The sequence below is a fragment of the Cellulosimicrobium sp. PMB13 genome, from assembly GCF_051294865.1.
GTDB lineage: Bacteria > Actinomycetota > Actinomycetes > Actinomycetales > Cellulomonadaceae > Cellulosimicrobium.
Map to the genome: position 1 here is coordinate 3600180 of NZ_CP145910.1, position 15844 is coordinate 3616023.

The following is a 15844-nucleotide window of genomic DNA, read 5'->3' on the forward strand; positions in this document are numbered from 1 at the left end:
CTCGCCGGCACGTCCTCAGAACCCCAGACGGTGCAGCTGCTTCGGGTCGCGCTGCCAGTCCTTCGCGACCTTGACGTGCAGGTCGAGGTAGACCCGGGTGCCCAGCAGCGCCTCGATGCCGTGACGGGCACGGGTGCCGACGTCGCGCAGGCGCGAGCCGCCGCGGCCGATGATGATCGCCTTCTGGCTGTCGCGCTCGACGAACAGGTTGACGCGCACGTCGAGCAGCGGCGGCTTCCCCGCCGCCTCGTCGCCGGTGCCCTCGCGGGGGACGATCTCCTCGACCTGGACCGCGAGCGAGTGGGGCAGCTCGTCGCGCACGCCCTCGAGCGCGGCCTCGCGCACGAGCTCGGCGACCATGACGGCCTCGGGCTCGTCCGTCAGCTCGCCGCCCGGGTAGAGCTCGGGACCCTCCGGCAGGTGGGTGACGAGCACGTCCGTGAGGACGTCGACCTGGTAGCCGTCCTGCGCGGAGACCGGGACGATGTCGGCCCAGCCGCCCGCCTGCTCGCCGAGGCGGTCGACGGCGAGCAGGTGCGCGGCGAGGGTCCCCCGGTCCACGAGGTCGGCCTTCGTGACGACCGCGACGACCGGCGTGCGGTGGCGACCGTGCCGGACCTCGGCGAGCTCGTTCGCGATGAACCGGTCGCCGGGGCCGATCTTCTGGTCCGCGGGCAGGCAGAACGCGATGACGTCGACCTCGGTGAGCGTGCCGCGCACGAGGTCGTTGAGCCGTTCGCCCAGCAGCGTGCGCGGCCGGTGCAGCCCGGGCGTGTCCACGAGGACGAGCTGGGCGTCGGGGCGGTGCACGATGCCGCGGATCGTGTGCCGCGTCGTCTGCGGCCGACCGGACGTGATGGCGACCTTCTGGCCGACGAGCGCGTTGGTCAGGGTCGACTTGCCGGCGTTGGGGCGTCCCACGAGGCAGGCGAACCCGGAACGGTGCTCGGGCAGGGGGGTGCTCATGGGGTGTCCTTCGTGGTGGGGGATGCGTGGTCGAGAGAGGTGCCCCGGGAGTCGGCGCGGGAGTCTGCCCGGGAGGCGACGAGGGTCGCGAGCTGCTTGCGGCGGCCCTGCACCCGGTCCGCCTCGAGGTGCAGGCCGTGCACGTCGGCCGAGGAGCCGGGCAGCGGGACCTTGCCGAGCGCCTTGGCGAGCAGACCGCCCGCGGTGTCGACGTCGTCGTCGTCGAGGTCGAGGTCGAAGAGCTCGCCGAGCTCGTCGACGCCGAGGCGCGCCGGCACGCGGAGCCGCCCCTCCCCGAGATCCTCGACCTCGGGCTCGGGACGGTCGTGCTCGTCCGTGAGCTCGCCGACGATCTCCTCGAGCGCGTCCTCGATCGTCACGAGACCGGCGATGCCGCCGTACTCGTCGACGACCATCGCCATGTGCGACGACGACGCCTGCATCTCCCGCAGGAGGTCGTCCGCGGGCTTGGACTCGGGGACGAAGATCGCGGGCCGTGCGACCTCCCCCACCGGTCGCGCGGCGTCGCCCGGCGTGGTCTCCAGCACGCGCACGACGTCCTTGAAGTACGCGACGCCCACGAGGTCGTCGGCCGACGTCCCCGTGACGGGGACGCGCGAGAAGCCGGAGCGCAGGAAGAGCGACAGCGCCTTGCGCAGCGGGGTGTCGCGCGAGGTCGTCACCATGTCCGTGCGCGGCACCATGACCTCGCGCGTCAGCGTGCTGCCGAGCTCGAAGACCGAGCGGATGAGCTCGCGCTCCTCGTCCTCGATGACCTCGGACTCGTTGACCCGGTCGACCATGTCCTGGAGCTCGCGCTCGTGCGCCCCGGCGTCCGGAGCCGGAGCGAGCCGGGTCAGCCAGCGGGTGGCGGCCGTGACGGCGGCGAGGAGCCCCGACAGCGCGAGCAGCACCCGCACGGCGTGCCGCCGCCCGAGCGAGCGCGGGCTCACCCGCACCACGACGAGGCCGACGACCACGCTCGCCGCGAGCGCGACGAGCAGGACCTGCCACCACGGCTCGAGCCACGCCGCGACGAGGAGGGTCAGGCACGTGACGGCCACCATCTCGACGACGACGCGCGCGAACCCGACGGACCGCGCCGTCGCGGCCGGGTCGGCGAGCAGCGCGAGCGCGCGGCGGGCTCGCGGCGACACGGCGCCGGGCTCGCCCTCCCCGGCGACGGCGGCGCGCGTGACCCGCGGCACCGCGGCCTCGGCCGCGCTGAGCGCAGCGGCGAGCAGGACCGCCACGACGGTCAGCGCCGCGAGGAGCGCGACGGGTTCGCCGCTCACCGGCCCGCGAGGAACGTCAGGAGAAGCTTGCGCTGCAGCGCGAACATCTCCTTCTCCTCCTCGGGCTCCACGTGGTCGTAGCCGAGCAGGTGGAGGATGCCGTGCGTCGTGAGGAGCAGCATCTCCTCCGCGGTCGAGTGCCCCGCCACGCGTGCCTGCTGGGCCGCGACCTCGGGGCACAGCACGACGTCACCCAGCTGGCCGGGACCCGAGACCTCCCCGTCGCGGCCCGGCCGCAGCTCGTCCATGGGGAAGGAGAGGACGTCTGTGGGTCCCGGCTCGTCCATCCAGCGCACGTGCAGCTCGGTCATGACGTCGGTGTCGACGAAGAGGACCGACAGCTCGCTCTGCGGGTGCACGCGCATCGCGTCGAGCACGTACCGGGCGAGCGCGGCGAACTCCGCCTCGTCGACCTCCGCCTCGGTCTCGTTGTTGACCTCGATGCTCATCGTCCGCCTGCCCGTCCGTCGTTCCGCTGCTGGTCCGCCCGCCGACCGCCGCGCGGTGCCTCGCGGTCCCGTGCCGGCGCCGTCGCGACGTCCCAGCGGGCGTACGCGTCGATGATGTCGCTCACGAGCCGGTGCCGCACGACGTCGGACGACGTCAGCCGGCAGAACTCGACGTCGTCGACGCCCGTGAGGACGTCCTCGATGACCCGCAGGCCCGACGCCGTGCCACCCGGGAGGTCCACCTGCGTCGCGTCGCCCGTGATGACCATCCGCGAGCCGAACCCGAGGCGCGTGAGGAACATCTTCATCTGCTCGGACGTCGTGTTCTGCGCCTCGTCGAGGATGATGAACGAGTCGTTGAGCGAGCGACCCCGCATGAAGGCCAGCGGCGCGACCTCGATCGTGCCCGCGTCGATGAGCTTGGGGATCGCGTCCGGGTCCATCATGTCGTGGAGCGCGTCGTAGAGCGGCCGCAGGTACGGGTCGATCTTCTCGGTGAGCGAGCCGGGCAGGAAGCCCAGGCGCTCGCCCGCCTCGACGGCCGGTCGCGTGAGGATGATCCGGTTGACCTGCTTCGACTGCAGCGCCTGCACGGCCTTGGCCATCGCGAGGTACGTCTTGCCCGTGCCCGCGGGACCGATGCCGAACGTGATGGTGTTCGCGTCGATCGCGTCGACGTAGCGCTTCTGCCCGACGGTCTTCGGGCGGATCGTGCGCCCGCGGCTGGACAGGATGTTGAACGTCAGCACCTCGGCGGGGCGCGACGCGGTCGCGGCCGTGAGCATCCGGATCGACCGGCGGACGACGTCCGCGGTGAGCTGGGTGCCGGCCTCCACGACCTCGACGAGCTCGTCGAGCAGGCGGGACGCGAGGGCGACGTCCCCTGCCGGTCCGGTCACGGCGATCTCGTTGCCGCGCACGTGCACGTCCACGGCGGGGAACCCGTCCTCGACCGCGCGGAGCACGGAGTCGCCGCTGCCGAGGAGCGCGACCATCGGGACGTGGCCCGGGATGACGATGCGGTGCTCGACCCGGTGCTCGGTGGTTCCTCCGTCCGGCGAGCCGGGTGCGGTGTCTCGTGGCAGGGATGTCATGAGCCGGCTTGCGCCGCTGCGCTCCTTCGTTCGGGCAGTCGTACGGGTGGTACGGGTGGGTCAGGTGGCACGGGTGGTGCAGATGGTGCCGGTGGGACACGTGCCGTGGGGCACCTCACCATCGTACCGAGCACGCGGTGGGCGCACACGCGCTTTCGCACGGTTCCGCGTCAGGCGGGCGACCAGCCCAGCTCGGTCCCCGCGATGACGTGCCCGTGCACGTGGAACACGCTCTGCCCCGCGCGCGGTCCGGAGTTGAAGATCAGGCGGAACTGCCCGTCCGCGAGCTCCCCCGCCACCTGGTCGGCGAGCGCGACGACGTCGCTCAGCAGCTCGGGGTCCGCCGCGGCGAGCTGCGCGATGTCCCCGTGGTGGTCGCGCGGGACGACGAGGACGTGCACGGGCGCCTGCGGGTCGATGTCCCGGAAGGCGACCGAGCGCTCGCTCGTCGCGACGACGTCCGCGGGGACCTCGCCCGCGACGATCCGGCAGAAGAGGCAGTCGGTGTCGGTGCTCGTCATGCGGCCGAGGCTAGTCCACGACCCCGGTCCTCGCCCGGGCCGTGCGGACCCGGGCGGCGCACTGCCGGACGCGCGGGCGTCAGGCGCGGTCGACACCCCACCGCCCGAGCCGCTGCGCGAGCAGGGCGATGGCCACCGGACCTGCCGTGGAGGTCCGCAGGACGTGCGGCCCCAGCCGGGCCGCGACGGCACCTGCGGCGGTGAGCGCGTCGAGCTCGCGGTCGGAGATCCCGCCCTCGGGCCCGACGACGACGAGGATCTCGGGTGCCGCGACGTCCGCCGAGGTCGCGTCGCTGGAGGGAGCCGGCAGGGGCACGTCGGCGAGCGCCGTCGTCGCCTCCTCGTGCAGCACGAGCACGATCCCGCCCGTGGCGACCACCTCCGCCGTGCGCGCCGCGAGACCGCGCGAGTCGATGGCCTCCGCGACGTGCGGCAGGCGGGCCCGGCGAGCCTGCTTCGTCGCGGTCCGCACGGTCGCGAGCCAGCGGGCGTGCGACCTCGCGGCGCGCTCCCCGCGCCACACCACGACCGAGCGCTCCGCCTGCCACGGGACGACGGCGTCGACGCCGACCTCGGTCGCCGCCTCGATCGCCATCTCGTCCCGGTCGCCCTTGGCGAGCGCCTGCACGAGCGTCACCACGACGTCCGGCGCGGGCTCGCGGTCCACCTCCTGGACGAGCAGCGTCACCGTGCCCGCGTCGGCGTCCTCGACGACGCAGCGCAGGCGCACGCCGTCGCCGTCGACGACGTCGACCCGCTCCCCGCGCGCCTTGCGCTGCACGACGCCCGCGTGGCGCCCTTCCGCGCCGTCGAGGACGTACCGGTCGCCGGGGGCGACGCGGTCGATGCCGGTCTCGGCGAGGAAGACGGGGGCGCTCACGGGCGCTGCTCGCTCACGCGCATCCCTCAGCGTCCGGAGAGCTTGTCGCGCAGGCGCGAGAAGACACCGGGGTGCGCGGCCGACAGACGCGGGTCGGGACGTTCCTCGCCCCGCAGCGTCGCGAGCGAGCGCAGGAGCTGCTCCTGCTCCTCGTCCAGCGCCGTCGGGACCTGGACCTCGATGTGCACGTTGAGGTCGCCGCGACCCGCGCCGTGCAGGTGCCCGACGCCCAGGTTCTTCAGGGTGACGATCTGGCCCGGCTGCGTGCCGGGTCGCAGGTCGATCTCCTGCGCGCCGTCGAGCGTCTCGAGCTCGAGCACGGTGCCGAGCGCGGCCGCCGTCATGGGGACCTGGAGCGTGCAGTGCAGGTCGTCGCCGCGACGCACGAACGTGTCGTGGTTGCGCTCGCGGATCTCGACGTACAGGTCGCCGGCCGGACCGCCGGCGGGGCCGACCTCGCCCTGCGACGTGAGCTTGATGCGCGTCCCGGTGTCGACGCCGGCGGGCACGTTGATGCTGATCGTGCGGCGGCTGCGGACGCGGCCCTCTCCCGAGCACTCCGCGCACGGCTCCGGGATCACGGTGCCGAAGCCCTGGCACGCGGCGCACGGGGCGCTCGTCATGACCTGACCGAGGAACGACCGCGCGACGCGCTGGACCGTGCCGCGGCCGTGGCACACGTCGCACGTGCGCGGCGAGGTGCCCGGGCGGCAGCACGAGCCGCCGCACGTGCCGCACACGACGGCGGTGTCGACCTGGAGCTCGCGCTTGGCACCGAACGTCGCTTCCGCGAGGTCGATGTCGAGGCGGACGAGCGCGTCCTGGCCGCGGCGCGCGCGCGGGATCGGGCCCTGCTGCGCCTGACCGCCACCGAAGAACGTCTCGAAGATGTCCTGGAAGCCGAAGCCCCCGCCCATCGGGCCACCGGCCCCGCCGCCGGGAGCGGTCGGGTCCACGCCGAGGTCGTACTGCTGGCGCTTCTCGGGGTTCGACAGCACCTCGTAGGCGCGCGCGACGTCCTTGAACCGGTCGCCCGACTCCTCCCCCGCGACGTCCGGGTGCAGCTCGCGGGCGAGCTTGCGGTAGGCCTTCTTGATCTGGTCCGGGCTGGCGTCGCGGGCCACGCCGAGGATCTCGTAGTAGTCGCTCACACGTCACTCTCTGCTGGTGCCGGGCGCCGGAGCCGTGCCCGGCAGGTTCGATGGTCGCCGACGGTCGTCGACCGGTCGTCGGTGGTCGTCGGTGGGCGGCCGGTCACGTGCCGAGCGCCCGCGACAGGTACCGGGCGACCGCGCGGACCGCGGCGATCGTCCCGGGATAGTCCATGCGCGTGGGACCGATGGAGCCGACCAGGGCGACCGTGTCCCCGTCGTTACCGTAGCCCGTCGTCACGACGGACGTCTCCACGAGCCCCTCGAGCCGGTTCTCGTGGCCGATCCGGATGTTGACGCCCGACTCGGCGGCCATCTCGGTGAGGAGACCGAGGAGCACGACCTGCTCCTCGAGGGCCTCGAGCACGGGGCGCAGCGCGTGCTCGAACCGCATGCCCGCACGCGCGAGGTTCGCCGTCCCGGCGAGGACGAGCCGCTCCTCGCTCTCCTCGGCGAGCGTCTGCGCGACGAGCTCGCCGACCGCCCGCACGAGCGGCGCGTCGTCGGGGTGGAAGGTCTCGGCGACCTCCGCGAGGCCCGGGATGAGGTCGGCGAGCCGCTTGCCGGCAGCGGCGGCGTTGAGCCGTGCGCGGGCCTCGGCGAGCGTGCCCTCGTCCGGGACGCTCGCGACCTCGAGCGTGCGCTGCTCGACGCGCCCGGTGTCGGTGATGATGACGACGAGCAGGCGGTCCTGCCCCACGGGGACGAGCTCGAGGTGCCGCAGCCCGGAGCGGCGCAGCGACGGGTACTGCACGACGGCGACCTGGCCAGTGAGCTGCGCGAGCAGACGCCCGGCGCGTGCGATGACGTCGTCGAGGTCGACGCCCTCGGACAGGAACGTCTCGATCGCGCGCTTCTCCGGCGCGGAGAGCGGCTTGACGCCCGAGAGCCGGTCGACGAAGAGCCGGTAGCCCTTGTCCGTCGGGATGCGGCCCGCCGACGTGTGCGGTTGCGCGATGTACCCGGCGTCCTCGAGGGCGGCCATGTCGTTGCGGATCGTGGCCGGCGACACGCCGAGACCGTGGCGCTCCGTGAGCACGCGCGACCCCACGGGCTCGCGCGTCAGGACGTAGTCCTCGACGATCGCCCGCAGGACCTCCAGCCGGCGTTCCTCGCTCACGTCCACCTCCTGCGCACCCACGTGCCTGCGTACCGCGCACCGCCGCCCGGTCCGGGCCCGGGACGTCGGCACTCTCGTCCGTCGAGTGCTAATCCTACGCGGCCGACGCGCGGGTCGGGGCGGCCTCCGCTCGACGCGAACGCAGGTCGACCAGACCGACGACCAGAGCGAGCGCCACGAGGCCGATGGTGACGAGCATCGCGCGCCCCGTCGCCCGGGCGGCGTCCGTCCCGGCGGCCAGGCCGCCGTAGTACACCGAGAGGATCACCGAGATGCCGACGGCGGACCCGATGCGCTGCCCGACCTGGATCATGCTGCCGGCCACACCTCCGCTCGCGACGGGGACCTCGGCGAGCGCGAGCGTCTGGTTGGGCGCGATGACCATGCCGCTGCCCGTCCCCGCGACAGCCAGGGCGCCCGCGAGCGCCCAACCGATCACGGCGGGCTCGTCACCGAGCGTGCGCACGAGGGTGTCCGCGGTGACCATGCCGGCCAGGACGAGCAGCAGCCCCAGCACGACCAGCCGACGGCCGAGCCGCGCGACTGCACGGCCGGCCAGCCACGCCGACACGCCCGAGGCCGCCGCGAACGGCATGCCGACCAGGCCCGCCTGCAGGGGCGTGTACCCGACCTCGTCCTGCAGGTAGAGCGTGACGACGAGGAAGATCCCCGTGAACCCGGCGAAGTACGCCATGCCGAGCAGCGCACCGTTGCGGAACGACGCGAGACCGAGCACGTCCGGGTCGAGCACCGCGGCGCCGGTGCGTCGCTGGTACCGGCGCTCCCACAGCAGCGCGACGACGCCCACCGCCGCGCCCAGGGCGAGCCACCACCAGCGCGACGGGTCGTCCCCGCGGCCCGTCGTCGTGACGAACGGCAGCATGACGGCGACCGTGACGACCGCCAGCAGGGCGAGCCCCACCGGGTCGAGCCGCCGGGGCCCGGGCCTCCGGGTGGGGGCGGGGACGAGCCGCCAGGCGAACGGCAGCAGCACGGCGATCACGGGGATGTTGACGAGGAAGATCCAGCGCCAGCCGTCGGCAGAGCCGGCGATCGCCAGGATCAGCCCGCCCAGCAGCGGGCCGATCGCCGTCGAGACGCCGATCGTCGCGCCGAACAGGCCGAACGCCCGCCCGCGCTCGGCGCCCGCGAAGAGCTGCTGGATCAGGCCCACGACCTGGGGGTTGAGCAGGCCCGCGCTCACCCCCTGGAGAAGCCGGGCGACGCCGAGCAGGTCGTCGGTCGGAGCGATCCCGGACGCGAGGCTGAACACCGCGAACCCGACCAGGCCGGCGATGAAGAGCCGACGTCGGCCGCCCGCGTCCCCGAGCCGGCCCGCCGGGACGAGGGCCAGGCCGAAGGCGAGCGTGTACCCGGCGACGATGAGCTGCAGCTGGCTCGGCCCGGCGTCGAGCGACTCCTCGATCGAGGGCAGCGCGACGTTGACGATCGACACGTCGAGCGTCGTGACGAACCCCACGGCCAGGCACACCGCCAGGACGCGCCAGCGCAGACGGTCGGGTTCCGGGGAGTCGGTCACCGGTCCGTCGTACCATCCGGCACCCCGGCCCGCGCGTCCGGGACCGGAGGGCGCGTGTCGTACCGCCAGGTCACGCTCCGGTCGAACCTAGGGTTGTCGTCGTGCCTGCAGACCGCTACGGATCCGACGTCCTCGGGGGCCCCGCCACCCCCCACCACCGCGCGCGCCGCGTCTCGCGCCCGCAGGCCGCCGAGCGCGGCCTCGTCGTCGAGGAGGTGCAGACGGGCTGGGTCGGCGCGGTCGTGCGCGTCGAGAAGTCCGGCGGCATGCACGTCGTCGTCCTCGAGGACCGGTCCGGCCGCACGCGGACGTTCCCGCTCGGCCCGGGCTTCTGGGTCGACGGCGAGCCCGTCGAGCTGACCGCGCCCGTGACGTCGCGGGCGCCCGCCGCCCCCGCACGGACCGCGTCGGGGTCGCGAGCGGTCGCCGGTCAGCGGGCCCGGGTCGCGCGCGGGAGCCGCATCTGGGTCGAGGGCAAGCACGACGCCGAGCTCGTCGAGAAGGTGTGGGGCGACGACCTGCGCGTCGAGGGCGTCGTCGTCGAGCTGCTCGACGGCGTCGACAACCTCGCCGACGCGCTCGCGGACTTCGGCCCGACGCCGCAGCAGCGGGTAGGCGTCCTCGTCGACCACCTCGTGCCGGGGAGCAAGGAGCAGCGGATCGCCGACGCGGCGCTGCGCACGGTCCCGGCGGGGACCGTGGTCGTCCTGGGTCACCCCTACGTCGACGTCTGGCAGGCGGTGCGGCCCGGACGGGTGGGGCTCGAGCGGTGGCCGGTGATCGAGCGCGGCACGGAGTGGAAGCGCGGCATCCTGCGCGAGCTCGGCTGGCCGGCGTCGTCCCAGGCCGACGTCGCGCGCGCGTGGCAGCGCATCCTCGGCACGGTCCGGACCTACGCGGACCTCGAGCCGTCGCTGCTCGGCCGGGTCGAGGAGCTCATCGACTTCGTGACGGCGCCCTGACCCGTCGGGAGCGGGTCCCGCGCGCGACCCGGCCGGCACCTGGCAGGGTGCCGGCCGGGTCGGTGGACGACGTCGGTCAGGCGGGCACCTGCCCGACGAGGCGACGGTAGGCGAATGCGACGGCGACGTAGCTCAGCGGGATCGTCACGAACAGACCGAGCCCGCACGGGATCGCCCCGAGGATGTTGATCCCGAACAGCGCGAGCAGCAGGAGGAAGACCGACCCGAAGTTCTTCGCGACGAGCGACCAGCTCGACCGGATCGCGCTGATCGCGTCCTGCCCCTGGTCGAGCGTGAAGTAGTAGACGAACGCGGAGAAGATCACGACGGCGATGCCCGGCAGGATGCACAGGACCAGACCGATCGTGGCGAGGATCGTCACGAGGAACGCGGCCAGCACGACGTTGACGACGTTCCCCACCCGGAAGAAGGCCGCGACGTCCGGGCGGCGCCCCGCGGACTCGTCCAGCGCACCGCGCGTGAGGAACGCCGTGATGAGGTAGCCGATGATCGCACCCAGCACCGAGAGCAGGACGCTCGTGAACGTGATCCCGGTGACCGCCACGAAGTTCGTGTCCCCGAAGTCGTAGCCCTCCGTGAACTGGTCGAAGCTCCCGGTGATCAGGTTCCACGCGACGTTGACGGCGATGAAGATCAGCGCGACGAGGATCCACGGACCCAGGTTGGACGTGACCGTGCGCCAGCCGTACGAGATCGCCTCGCCCACGGCGAAGGCGGGACCGGTGTACCCGCTCGCCGGTGCGGCGGGCGGCGGGTAGCCGGGCGCGGACCCCGGCGGGTACCCGGCCTCCGGGCCGGAGGTCGGGGGGTAGCCGGCCCCCGGCGGCGGGTAGCCGGCCTGCGCCCCCGCGACCGGCGGTGGATAGCCGACGGGAGGCGGCGTGCCGGTGTCGTCCGGGACGCCGTACGGGGACGGAGCGTCCTGCGGCGACGGCTCTGCCGGCGAGGGCGTCGGCGACGAGGCCTCGTCGGCCCCGTCGCCCCCCTCGGCGGGGTCGCGGCGTGGCTCGTCGCCGGGGTTGGCGGGATCCTGCGTCATGGGTCCACCTCGTTCTCGTCTAGGAGGACGTGCTCCGTCCACACGATGCCCGCTCCCGCCGGACACCGCGCGTCGGCACGCCGGTGCGGCGGCGAGAGATGGGGCCGGCACGACGAAGGGGAGGCGCCGTCAGGCACCTCCCCCTCGTGCGAGCGGACCGTCAGACGGGCTGCTCCTGGTTGAGCCGTCGGTAGACGAACGCGGTGGCGATCTGCGCGACGGGCAGGGCGACGAGCAGCCCGACGTAGCAGAGCAGCGTCCCGACGATCTGCGCCGCGTAGACCGCGAGGAACAGCAGCACGACCGTTCCCAGGTTGCGGCTCACGACCGTGAAGCTCGCCTTGAACGCGTCGAACACCCCGAGGTTCTTGTCGATGACGTAGAACATCGTGAAGAGGGCGAAGAACGCGAAGGCGATGCTCCCGATGAACGTGATGCTCAGGATGCCGATCGCCAGACCCATGAGCAGTGCGGTGAGCAGGACGTTGCCGATGTTCGGCAGACGGAAGAAGTCGGCGTACTCGAGCTTCTTGCCCCGCGTGACCAGCAGGGAGACGTTGACGACGACACCCTGCACGACGAGCGAGAGCACGGCGAGCACCGCGATGAACACGAAGAGGCCGATCCCGAACGCGAGCCCGCCCGAGGTGCTGACCTCGTTCGTCACGGGGTCGATGCTCGTCACGGCGGTCCCCACGAGCAGGGCGTAGAAGAGGACGCTCAGGAGCGCGAGCGCGGCGACGTAGGTGAGGACCCCACCGATGATCACGCCCGCGTTCTGCGTGAACTTGTTCCAGCCGTAGGAGAACGCGTCGCCGATCTGCACCGGCTGGTCGACCTGGCCGTAGGGCGTGGCGGGCGGCGGATAGCCGGGCTGGCCGTACGGCTGTCCCGGCGGCGGGTAGCCGGGCTGGCCCGACGGCGGGTAGCCCGGCTGGCCGTACGGCTGTCCCGGCGGCGGGTAGCCCGGCTGGCCGTACGGCTGTCCCGGCGGCGGGTAGCCCGGCTGGCCGTACGGCTGTGCCGGTGGCGGCTGCTGCCCGTACGGCGTCTGGTCCGCGGGGGGCGCGCCGTAGGGCTGGGCCGTCGGCTGGCCACCCGCCCCGGCGGCGGGGTCCGGTCCGCCGTAGGGCGAGACAGGAGGCTCGGGCTGCGCTGGGGGTCCAGGCTGCGCAAGGGGTTCGGGCTGCGCAGGGCCTGACAGGTCGGGCGTGCCCGGTTCCTGCGGCTGGTTCGGGTCGTTCTCGTCGCGCGGCGGGCCGCCGGCGCTCGTGTCGCTCATCGCGTCTCCTCGTTCGGTACGTCGACCGCCGTCGCGCACCGTGTCCCCCGGTGGGGAGAGCCCGTACCGTGCGCCGGTCGCGGTCGGGGTACACCCTGTCGGCAAACGGCGACCGGCGCTAGAGGAAACGCCGCCCCGGGTTCCTGTTCACCCGCGTCACGCCGCAGGTCGTCGTCACTCGTCCGAGATCTCCCGGACGACCGTGTCCGCGAGCAACCGTCCCCGCAGGGTGAGCACCCCTCGGCCCGCGACCGCGGACCGGCCGTCCAGGAGCCCGCTCCCGACGAGACCCGCGACGGCGTGGCGCCCCGCCGCCGAGAGCCGCGACAGGTCGAGGCCCTCGCGCAGGCGCACCTGCAGCATGACCCGCTCGAGGTGCGCCTCGGCGCTCGTCAGGAGCTCGCGCCCCGCCGCGGGGCTCGACCCCGCCTCGAGCAGCGCCGCGTACCGCCGCGGGTGCTTCACGTTCCACCACCGCACCCCGGTGCGGCCGTCGTGCGGGCCCGCACCCGGCGCCGCCGCCACGTACGAGTGGGCGCCCGGGCCGATGCCCCACCAGTCGTCGCCGCGCCAGTAGGCGAGGTTGTGCCGGCAGCGGTCGTCGTCGGTGCGCGCCCAGTTGCTCACCTCGTACCAGGTGAGGCCCGCAGCCGTGAGGAGCTCGTCGGCGAGCTCGTACTTCGTCGCCTGGTCGTCCTCGCTCGGGAGGGCGAGCTCGCCGCGCCGCACCTGAGCAGCCATCTTCGTCCCCGGCTCCACGACCAGCGCGTACGCCGACACGTGGTCGACGCCCGTCGCGAGCGCGGTCTCCAGGCTCGTGCGCCAGTCGTCGAGCGTCTCCCCCGGCGTGCCGTAGATGAGGTCGAGCGAGACCTTGAGGCCCGCCTCGGTCGCCCAGCGCACGACGTCGGGGATGCGGCGCGGGTCGTGCGTGCGCTCGAGGGTCGCGAGCACGTGCGGCACGGCGGACTGCATGCCGAACGACACGCGTGTGAACCCCGCGGCGGCGAGCTCGGCGAGCGACGCGGGCGTGACCGAGTCGGGGTTCGCCTCGGTCGTGACCTCGGCGTCGGGGGCCAGCCCCCACGCGTCCCGGACGCCCGCGACCAGGCGTGCGAGGTCGCCCGCCGGGAGGAGGGTCGGGGTCCCGCCCCCGACGAACACGGTCGAGACCTGGCGCTCGGGGACGCGCGCGTCGCGCAGGACGCGCGCCGCGAGGTCGATCTCGCGCAGCGCCGTGGTCGCGTACGACGCCTGGCTCGCGCCGCCCCCGAGCTCGGAGGCGGTGTACGTGTTGAAGTCGCAGTACCCGCAGCGCACGGAGCAGAACGGGACGTGCAGGTAGACGCCGAACGCACGCTCCGTCGTCGGGTTCCCGGCGTGCGCCGGCGCGCCCGGACCGGGGTGACCCACCCACGCGGGGAGGGCACCGTCGTCGGGCACGGGCTCGCCGTCCGGCAACGACGGACTCACACCGGGCTCACTTCTTGGACTTGTCCTTGGTCTCCTTGCCGCCCGCGCCGTCCGAGGAGAGCGCCGCGATGAAGGCGTCCTTCGGGACCTCGACGGACCCGATGTTCTTCATGCGCTTCTTGCCCTCCTTCTGCTTCTCGAGCAGCTTGCGCTTGCGGCTGATGTCGCCGCCGTAGCACTTGGCGAGGACGTCCTTGCGCATGGCCCGCACCGTCTCGCGCGCGATGACGCGGGCACCGACGGCGGCCTGGATCGGCACCTCGAACTGCTGGCGCGGGATGATCTCCTTGAGCTTGGCGGTCATCATCACGCCGTAGTCGTACGCCTTGTCCTTGTGCACGATCGCGCTGAACGCGTCCACCTGGTCGCCCTGGAGCAGGATGTCGACCTTGACGAGGTCGGCCGCCTGGGTGCCGGAGGGCTCGTAGTCCAGCGACGCGTACCCGCGCGTGCGGGACTTGAGGTGGTCGAAGAAGTCGAAGACGATCTCGGCGAGCGGGAGCGTGAAGCGCAGCTCGACCCGGTCCTCCGACAGGTAGTCCATGCCGAGCATCTGCCCGCGACGGTCGTTGCACAGCCCCATGACCGTGCCGACGAACTCGCTCGGCGCCAGGATGGTCGCGCGCACGACCGGCTCGACGACCTCCTTGATCTTGCCGCCCGGGAACTCCGACGGGTTGGTCACCTTGACCGTGGTGCCGTCCTCGAGCGTGACGTCGTAGACGACGTTCGGCGCGGTCGAGATGAGGTCGAGGTCGAACTCCCGCTCCAGGCGCTCGCGCACGATCTCCAGGTGCAGCAGGCCGAGGAACCCGACGCGGAACCCGAACCCGAGCGCGACGGACGTCTCCGGCTCGTAGTTGAGGGCGGCGTCGTTGAGCTTGAGCTTGTCCAGGGCGTCGCGCAGCGTCGGGTAGTCGGAGCCGTCGACCGGGTAGAGGCCGGAGAAGACCATCGGCTTCGGGTCCGAGTACCCGCCGAGGGCGTCGGACGCGGGCTTCGCGGCGTTCGTCACCGTGTCGCCGACCTTCGACTGGCGCACGTCCTTCACGCCGGTGATGAGGTAGCCGACCTCGCCGACCCCGAGCCCCTTCGTGATGATCGGCTCGGGCGAGATGACGCCGATCTCGAGGAGCTCGTGCGTCGCGCGCGTCGACATCATGACGATGCGCTCGCGCGGGTTGAGGTTGCCGTCGATGACGCGCACGTAGGTCACGACGCCGCGGTACGTGTCGTAGACCGAGTCGAAGATCATGGCGCGGGCCGGGGCGTCGGCGTCGCCGACGGGGGCCGGGACGCGCTCGACGATCCGGTCGAGCAGCACCTCGACGCCCTCGCCCGTCTTGCCGGAGACCTTCAGGACGTCCGCGGGGTCGCCGCCGACGAGGCCCGCGATCTCCTCCGCGTACTTCTCCGGCTGCGCCGCCGGGAGGTCGATCTTGTTGAGGACCGGGATGATCTCGAGCTCGTTCTCCATCGCGAGGTAGAGGTTCGCGAGCGTCTGCGCCTCGATGCCCTGCGCCGCGTCCACGAGCAGCACCGCGCCTTCGCACGCCGCGAGCGACCGTGAGACCTCGTACGTGAAGTCGACGTGGCCCGGGGTGTCGATCATGTTCAGCGCGTAGGCCTGGTCGGTCCCCGACGCGTCGGTGCGCCCCCACGGCATGCGCACGGCCTGCGACTTGATGGTGATGCCGCGCTCGCGCTCGATGTCCATGCGGTCGAGGTACTGCGCACGCATGGCCCGCGGCTCGACGACGCCCGTGAGCTGCAGCATGCGGTCGGCGAGGGTCGACTTGCCGTGGTCGATGTGCGCGATGATGCAGAAGTTGCGGATCAGCTCGGGCGGCGTGGCCGCCGGCTGGATCCGGGTGCTCAGCTCGGCGCTGGGGATCGGGGACAACGCGGGTGCGCTCCTGTGACGTGGGCTGTGAGTGGCGTGAGGGACGGAAGGGCGTGACGTGGGCTGACGTGCGGCCGGGCCGCCGTGGGCTGGTCTCTCGGCGGTCACGCCCGCTGCCCGGCTGACACGGACGTCCATTGTCCCACGC

14 protein-coding genes are annotated in these 15844 nt (G+C 73.1%); 1 reads left to right on the plus strand and 13 read right to left on the minus strand.

Annotated elements, in window-relative coordinates:
• Positions 1-15: 15 nt before the first annotated feature.
• The 9 genes from era to V5D56_RS16255 all read right to left on the minus strand — a co-directional run bounded on the left by era (position 16) and on the right by V5D56_RS16255 (position 9016).
• Positions 16-966 (minus strand): GTPase Era, encoded by a 951-nt coding sequence (gene era / locus V5D56_RS16215; protein ID WP_435736316.1) that lies wholly within the window; start codon positions 964-966, stop codon positions 16-18.
• Positions 963-2261, minus strand: coding sequence for a hemolysin family protein (locus tag V5D56_RS16220; protein ID WP_435736317.1), 1299 nt, complete (start codon positions 2259-2261; stop codon positions 963-965). Before V5D56_RS16220 ends, era begins: the two co-directional genes overlap by 4 nt.
• Positions 2258-2710 (minus strand): rRNA maturation RNase YbeY, encoded by a 453-nt coding sequence (ybeY, locus tag V5D56_RS16225; protein ID WP_435736318.1) that lies wholly within the window; start codon positions 2708-2710, stop codon positions 2258-2260. Before ybeY ends, V5D56_RS16220 begins: the two co-directional genes overlap by 4 nt.
• Positions 2707-3804, minus strand: a complete 1098-nt coding sequence (locus V5D56_RS16230) for a PhoH family protein (RefSeq protein WP_435736319.1) — start codon at positions 3802-3804, stop codon at positions 2707-2709. The genes ybeY and V5D56_RS16230 overlap by 4 nt, the downstream gene beginning before the upstream one ends.
• Positions 3805-3974: 170 nt before the next feature.
• Positions 3975-4325: an HIT domain-containing protein gene (locus V5D56_RS16235; protein WP_435736320.1), complete on the minus strand. Its 351-nt coding sequence runs from the start codon at positions 4323-4325 to the stop codon at positions 3975-3977.
• 79 nt (positions 4326-4404) lie between these two features.
• The gene (locus V5D56_RS16240; RefSeq protein WP_435736321.1) at positions 4405-5205 is read right to left on the minus strand and encodes a 16S rRNA (uracil(1498)-N(3))-methyltransferase; all 801 of its coding nucleotides are present in this window, start codon (positions 5203-5205) and stop codon (positions 4405-4407) included.
• Between the two features lie 26 nt (positions 5206-5231).
• Positions 5232-6356 carry a molecular chaperone DnaJ gene (gene dnaJ / locus V5D56_RS16245; protein ID WP_435736322.1) on the minus strand — a complete coding sequence of 375 codons (1125 nt, stop codon included), beginning with the start codon at positions 6354-6356 and terminating at the stop codon, positions 5232-5234.
• Positions 6357-6459: 103 nt separating this feature from the next.
• Entirely contained in the window at positions 6460-7476 is a 1017-nt protein-coding gene (gene hrcA / locus V5D56_RS16250) for a heat-inducible transcriptional repressor HrcA (protein WP_435736323.1), read from the minus strand.
• Positions 7477-7570: 94 nt separating this feature from the next.
• Positions 7571-9016: an MFS transporter gene (locus V5D56_RS16255; protein ID WP_435736324.1), complete on the minus strand. Its 1446-nt coding sequence runs from the start codon at positions 9014-9016 to the stop codon at positions 7571-7573.
• 101 nt (positions 9017-9117) lie between these two features.
• Between V5D56_RS16255 and V5D56_RS16260 the strand changes: the two genes are divergently transcribed.
• Complete coding sequence (locus V5D56_RS16260; protein WP_435736325.1) at positions 9118-9978, plus strand: DUF3097 domain-containing protein; 861 nt, start codon at positions 9118-9120, stop codon at positions 9976-9978.
• A 76-nt stretch (positions 9979-10054) separates the two neighbouring features.
• Here the strand turns inward: V5D56_RS16260 and V5D56_RS16265 are convergent, their stop codons facing one another.
• The 4 genes from V5D56_RS16265 to lepA form a co-directional block, all read right to left on the minus strand.
• Positions 10055-11038, minus strand: a complete 984-nt coding sequence (locus V5D56_RS16265) for a hypothetical protein (protein WP_435736326.1) — start codon at positions 11036-11038, stop codon at positions 10055-10057.
• A gap of 160 nt (positions 11039-11198) precedes the next feature.
• Complete coding sequence (locus V5D56_RS16270; protein WP_435736327.1) at positions 11199-12320, minus strand: hypothetical protein; 1122 nt, start codon at positions 12318-12320, stop codon at positions 11199-11201.
• Between the two features lie 174 nt (positions 12321-12494).
• Positions 12495-13793, minus strand: a complete 1299-nt coding sequence (gene hemW / locus V5D56_RS16275; protein ID WP_435736328.1) for a radical SAM family heme chaperone HemW — start codon at positions 13791-13793, stop codon at positions 12495-12497.
• A 7-nt stretch (positions 13794-13800) separates the two neighbouring features.
• A complete protein-coding gene (gene lepA, locus V5D56_RS16280) occupies positions 13801-15696 on the minus strand; it encodes a translation elongation factor 4 (protein ID WP_435736329.1) in 1896 nt (631 codons plus the stop codon).
• Between the last annotated feature and the right edge of the window lie 148 nt (positions 15697-15844).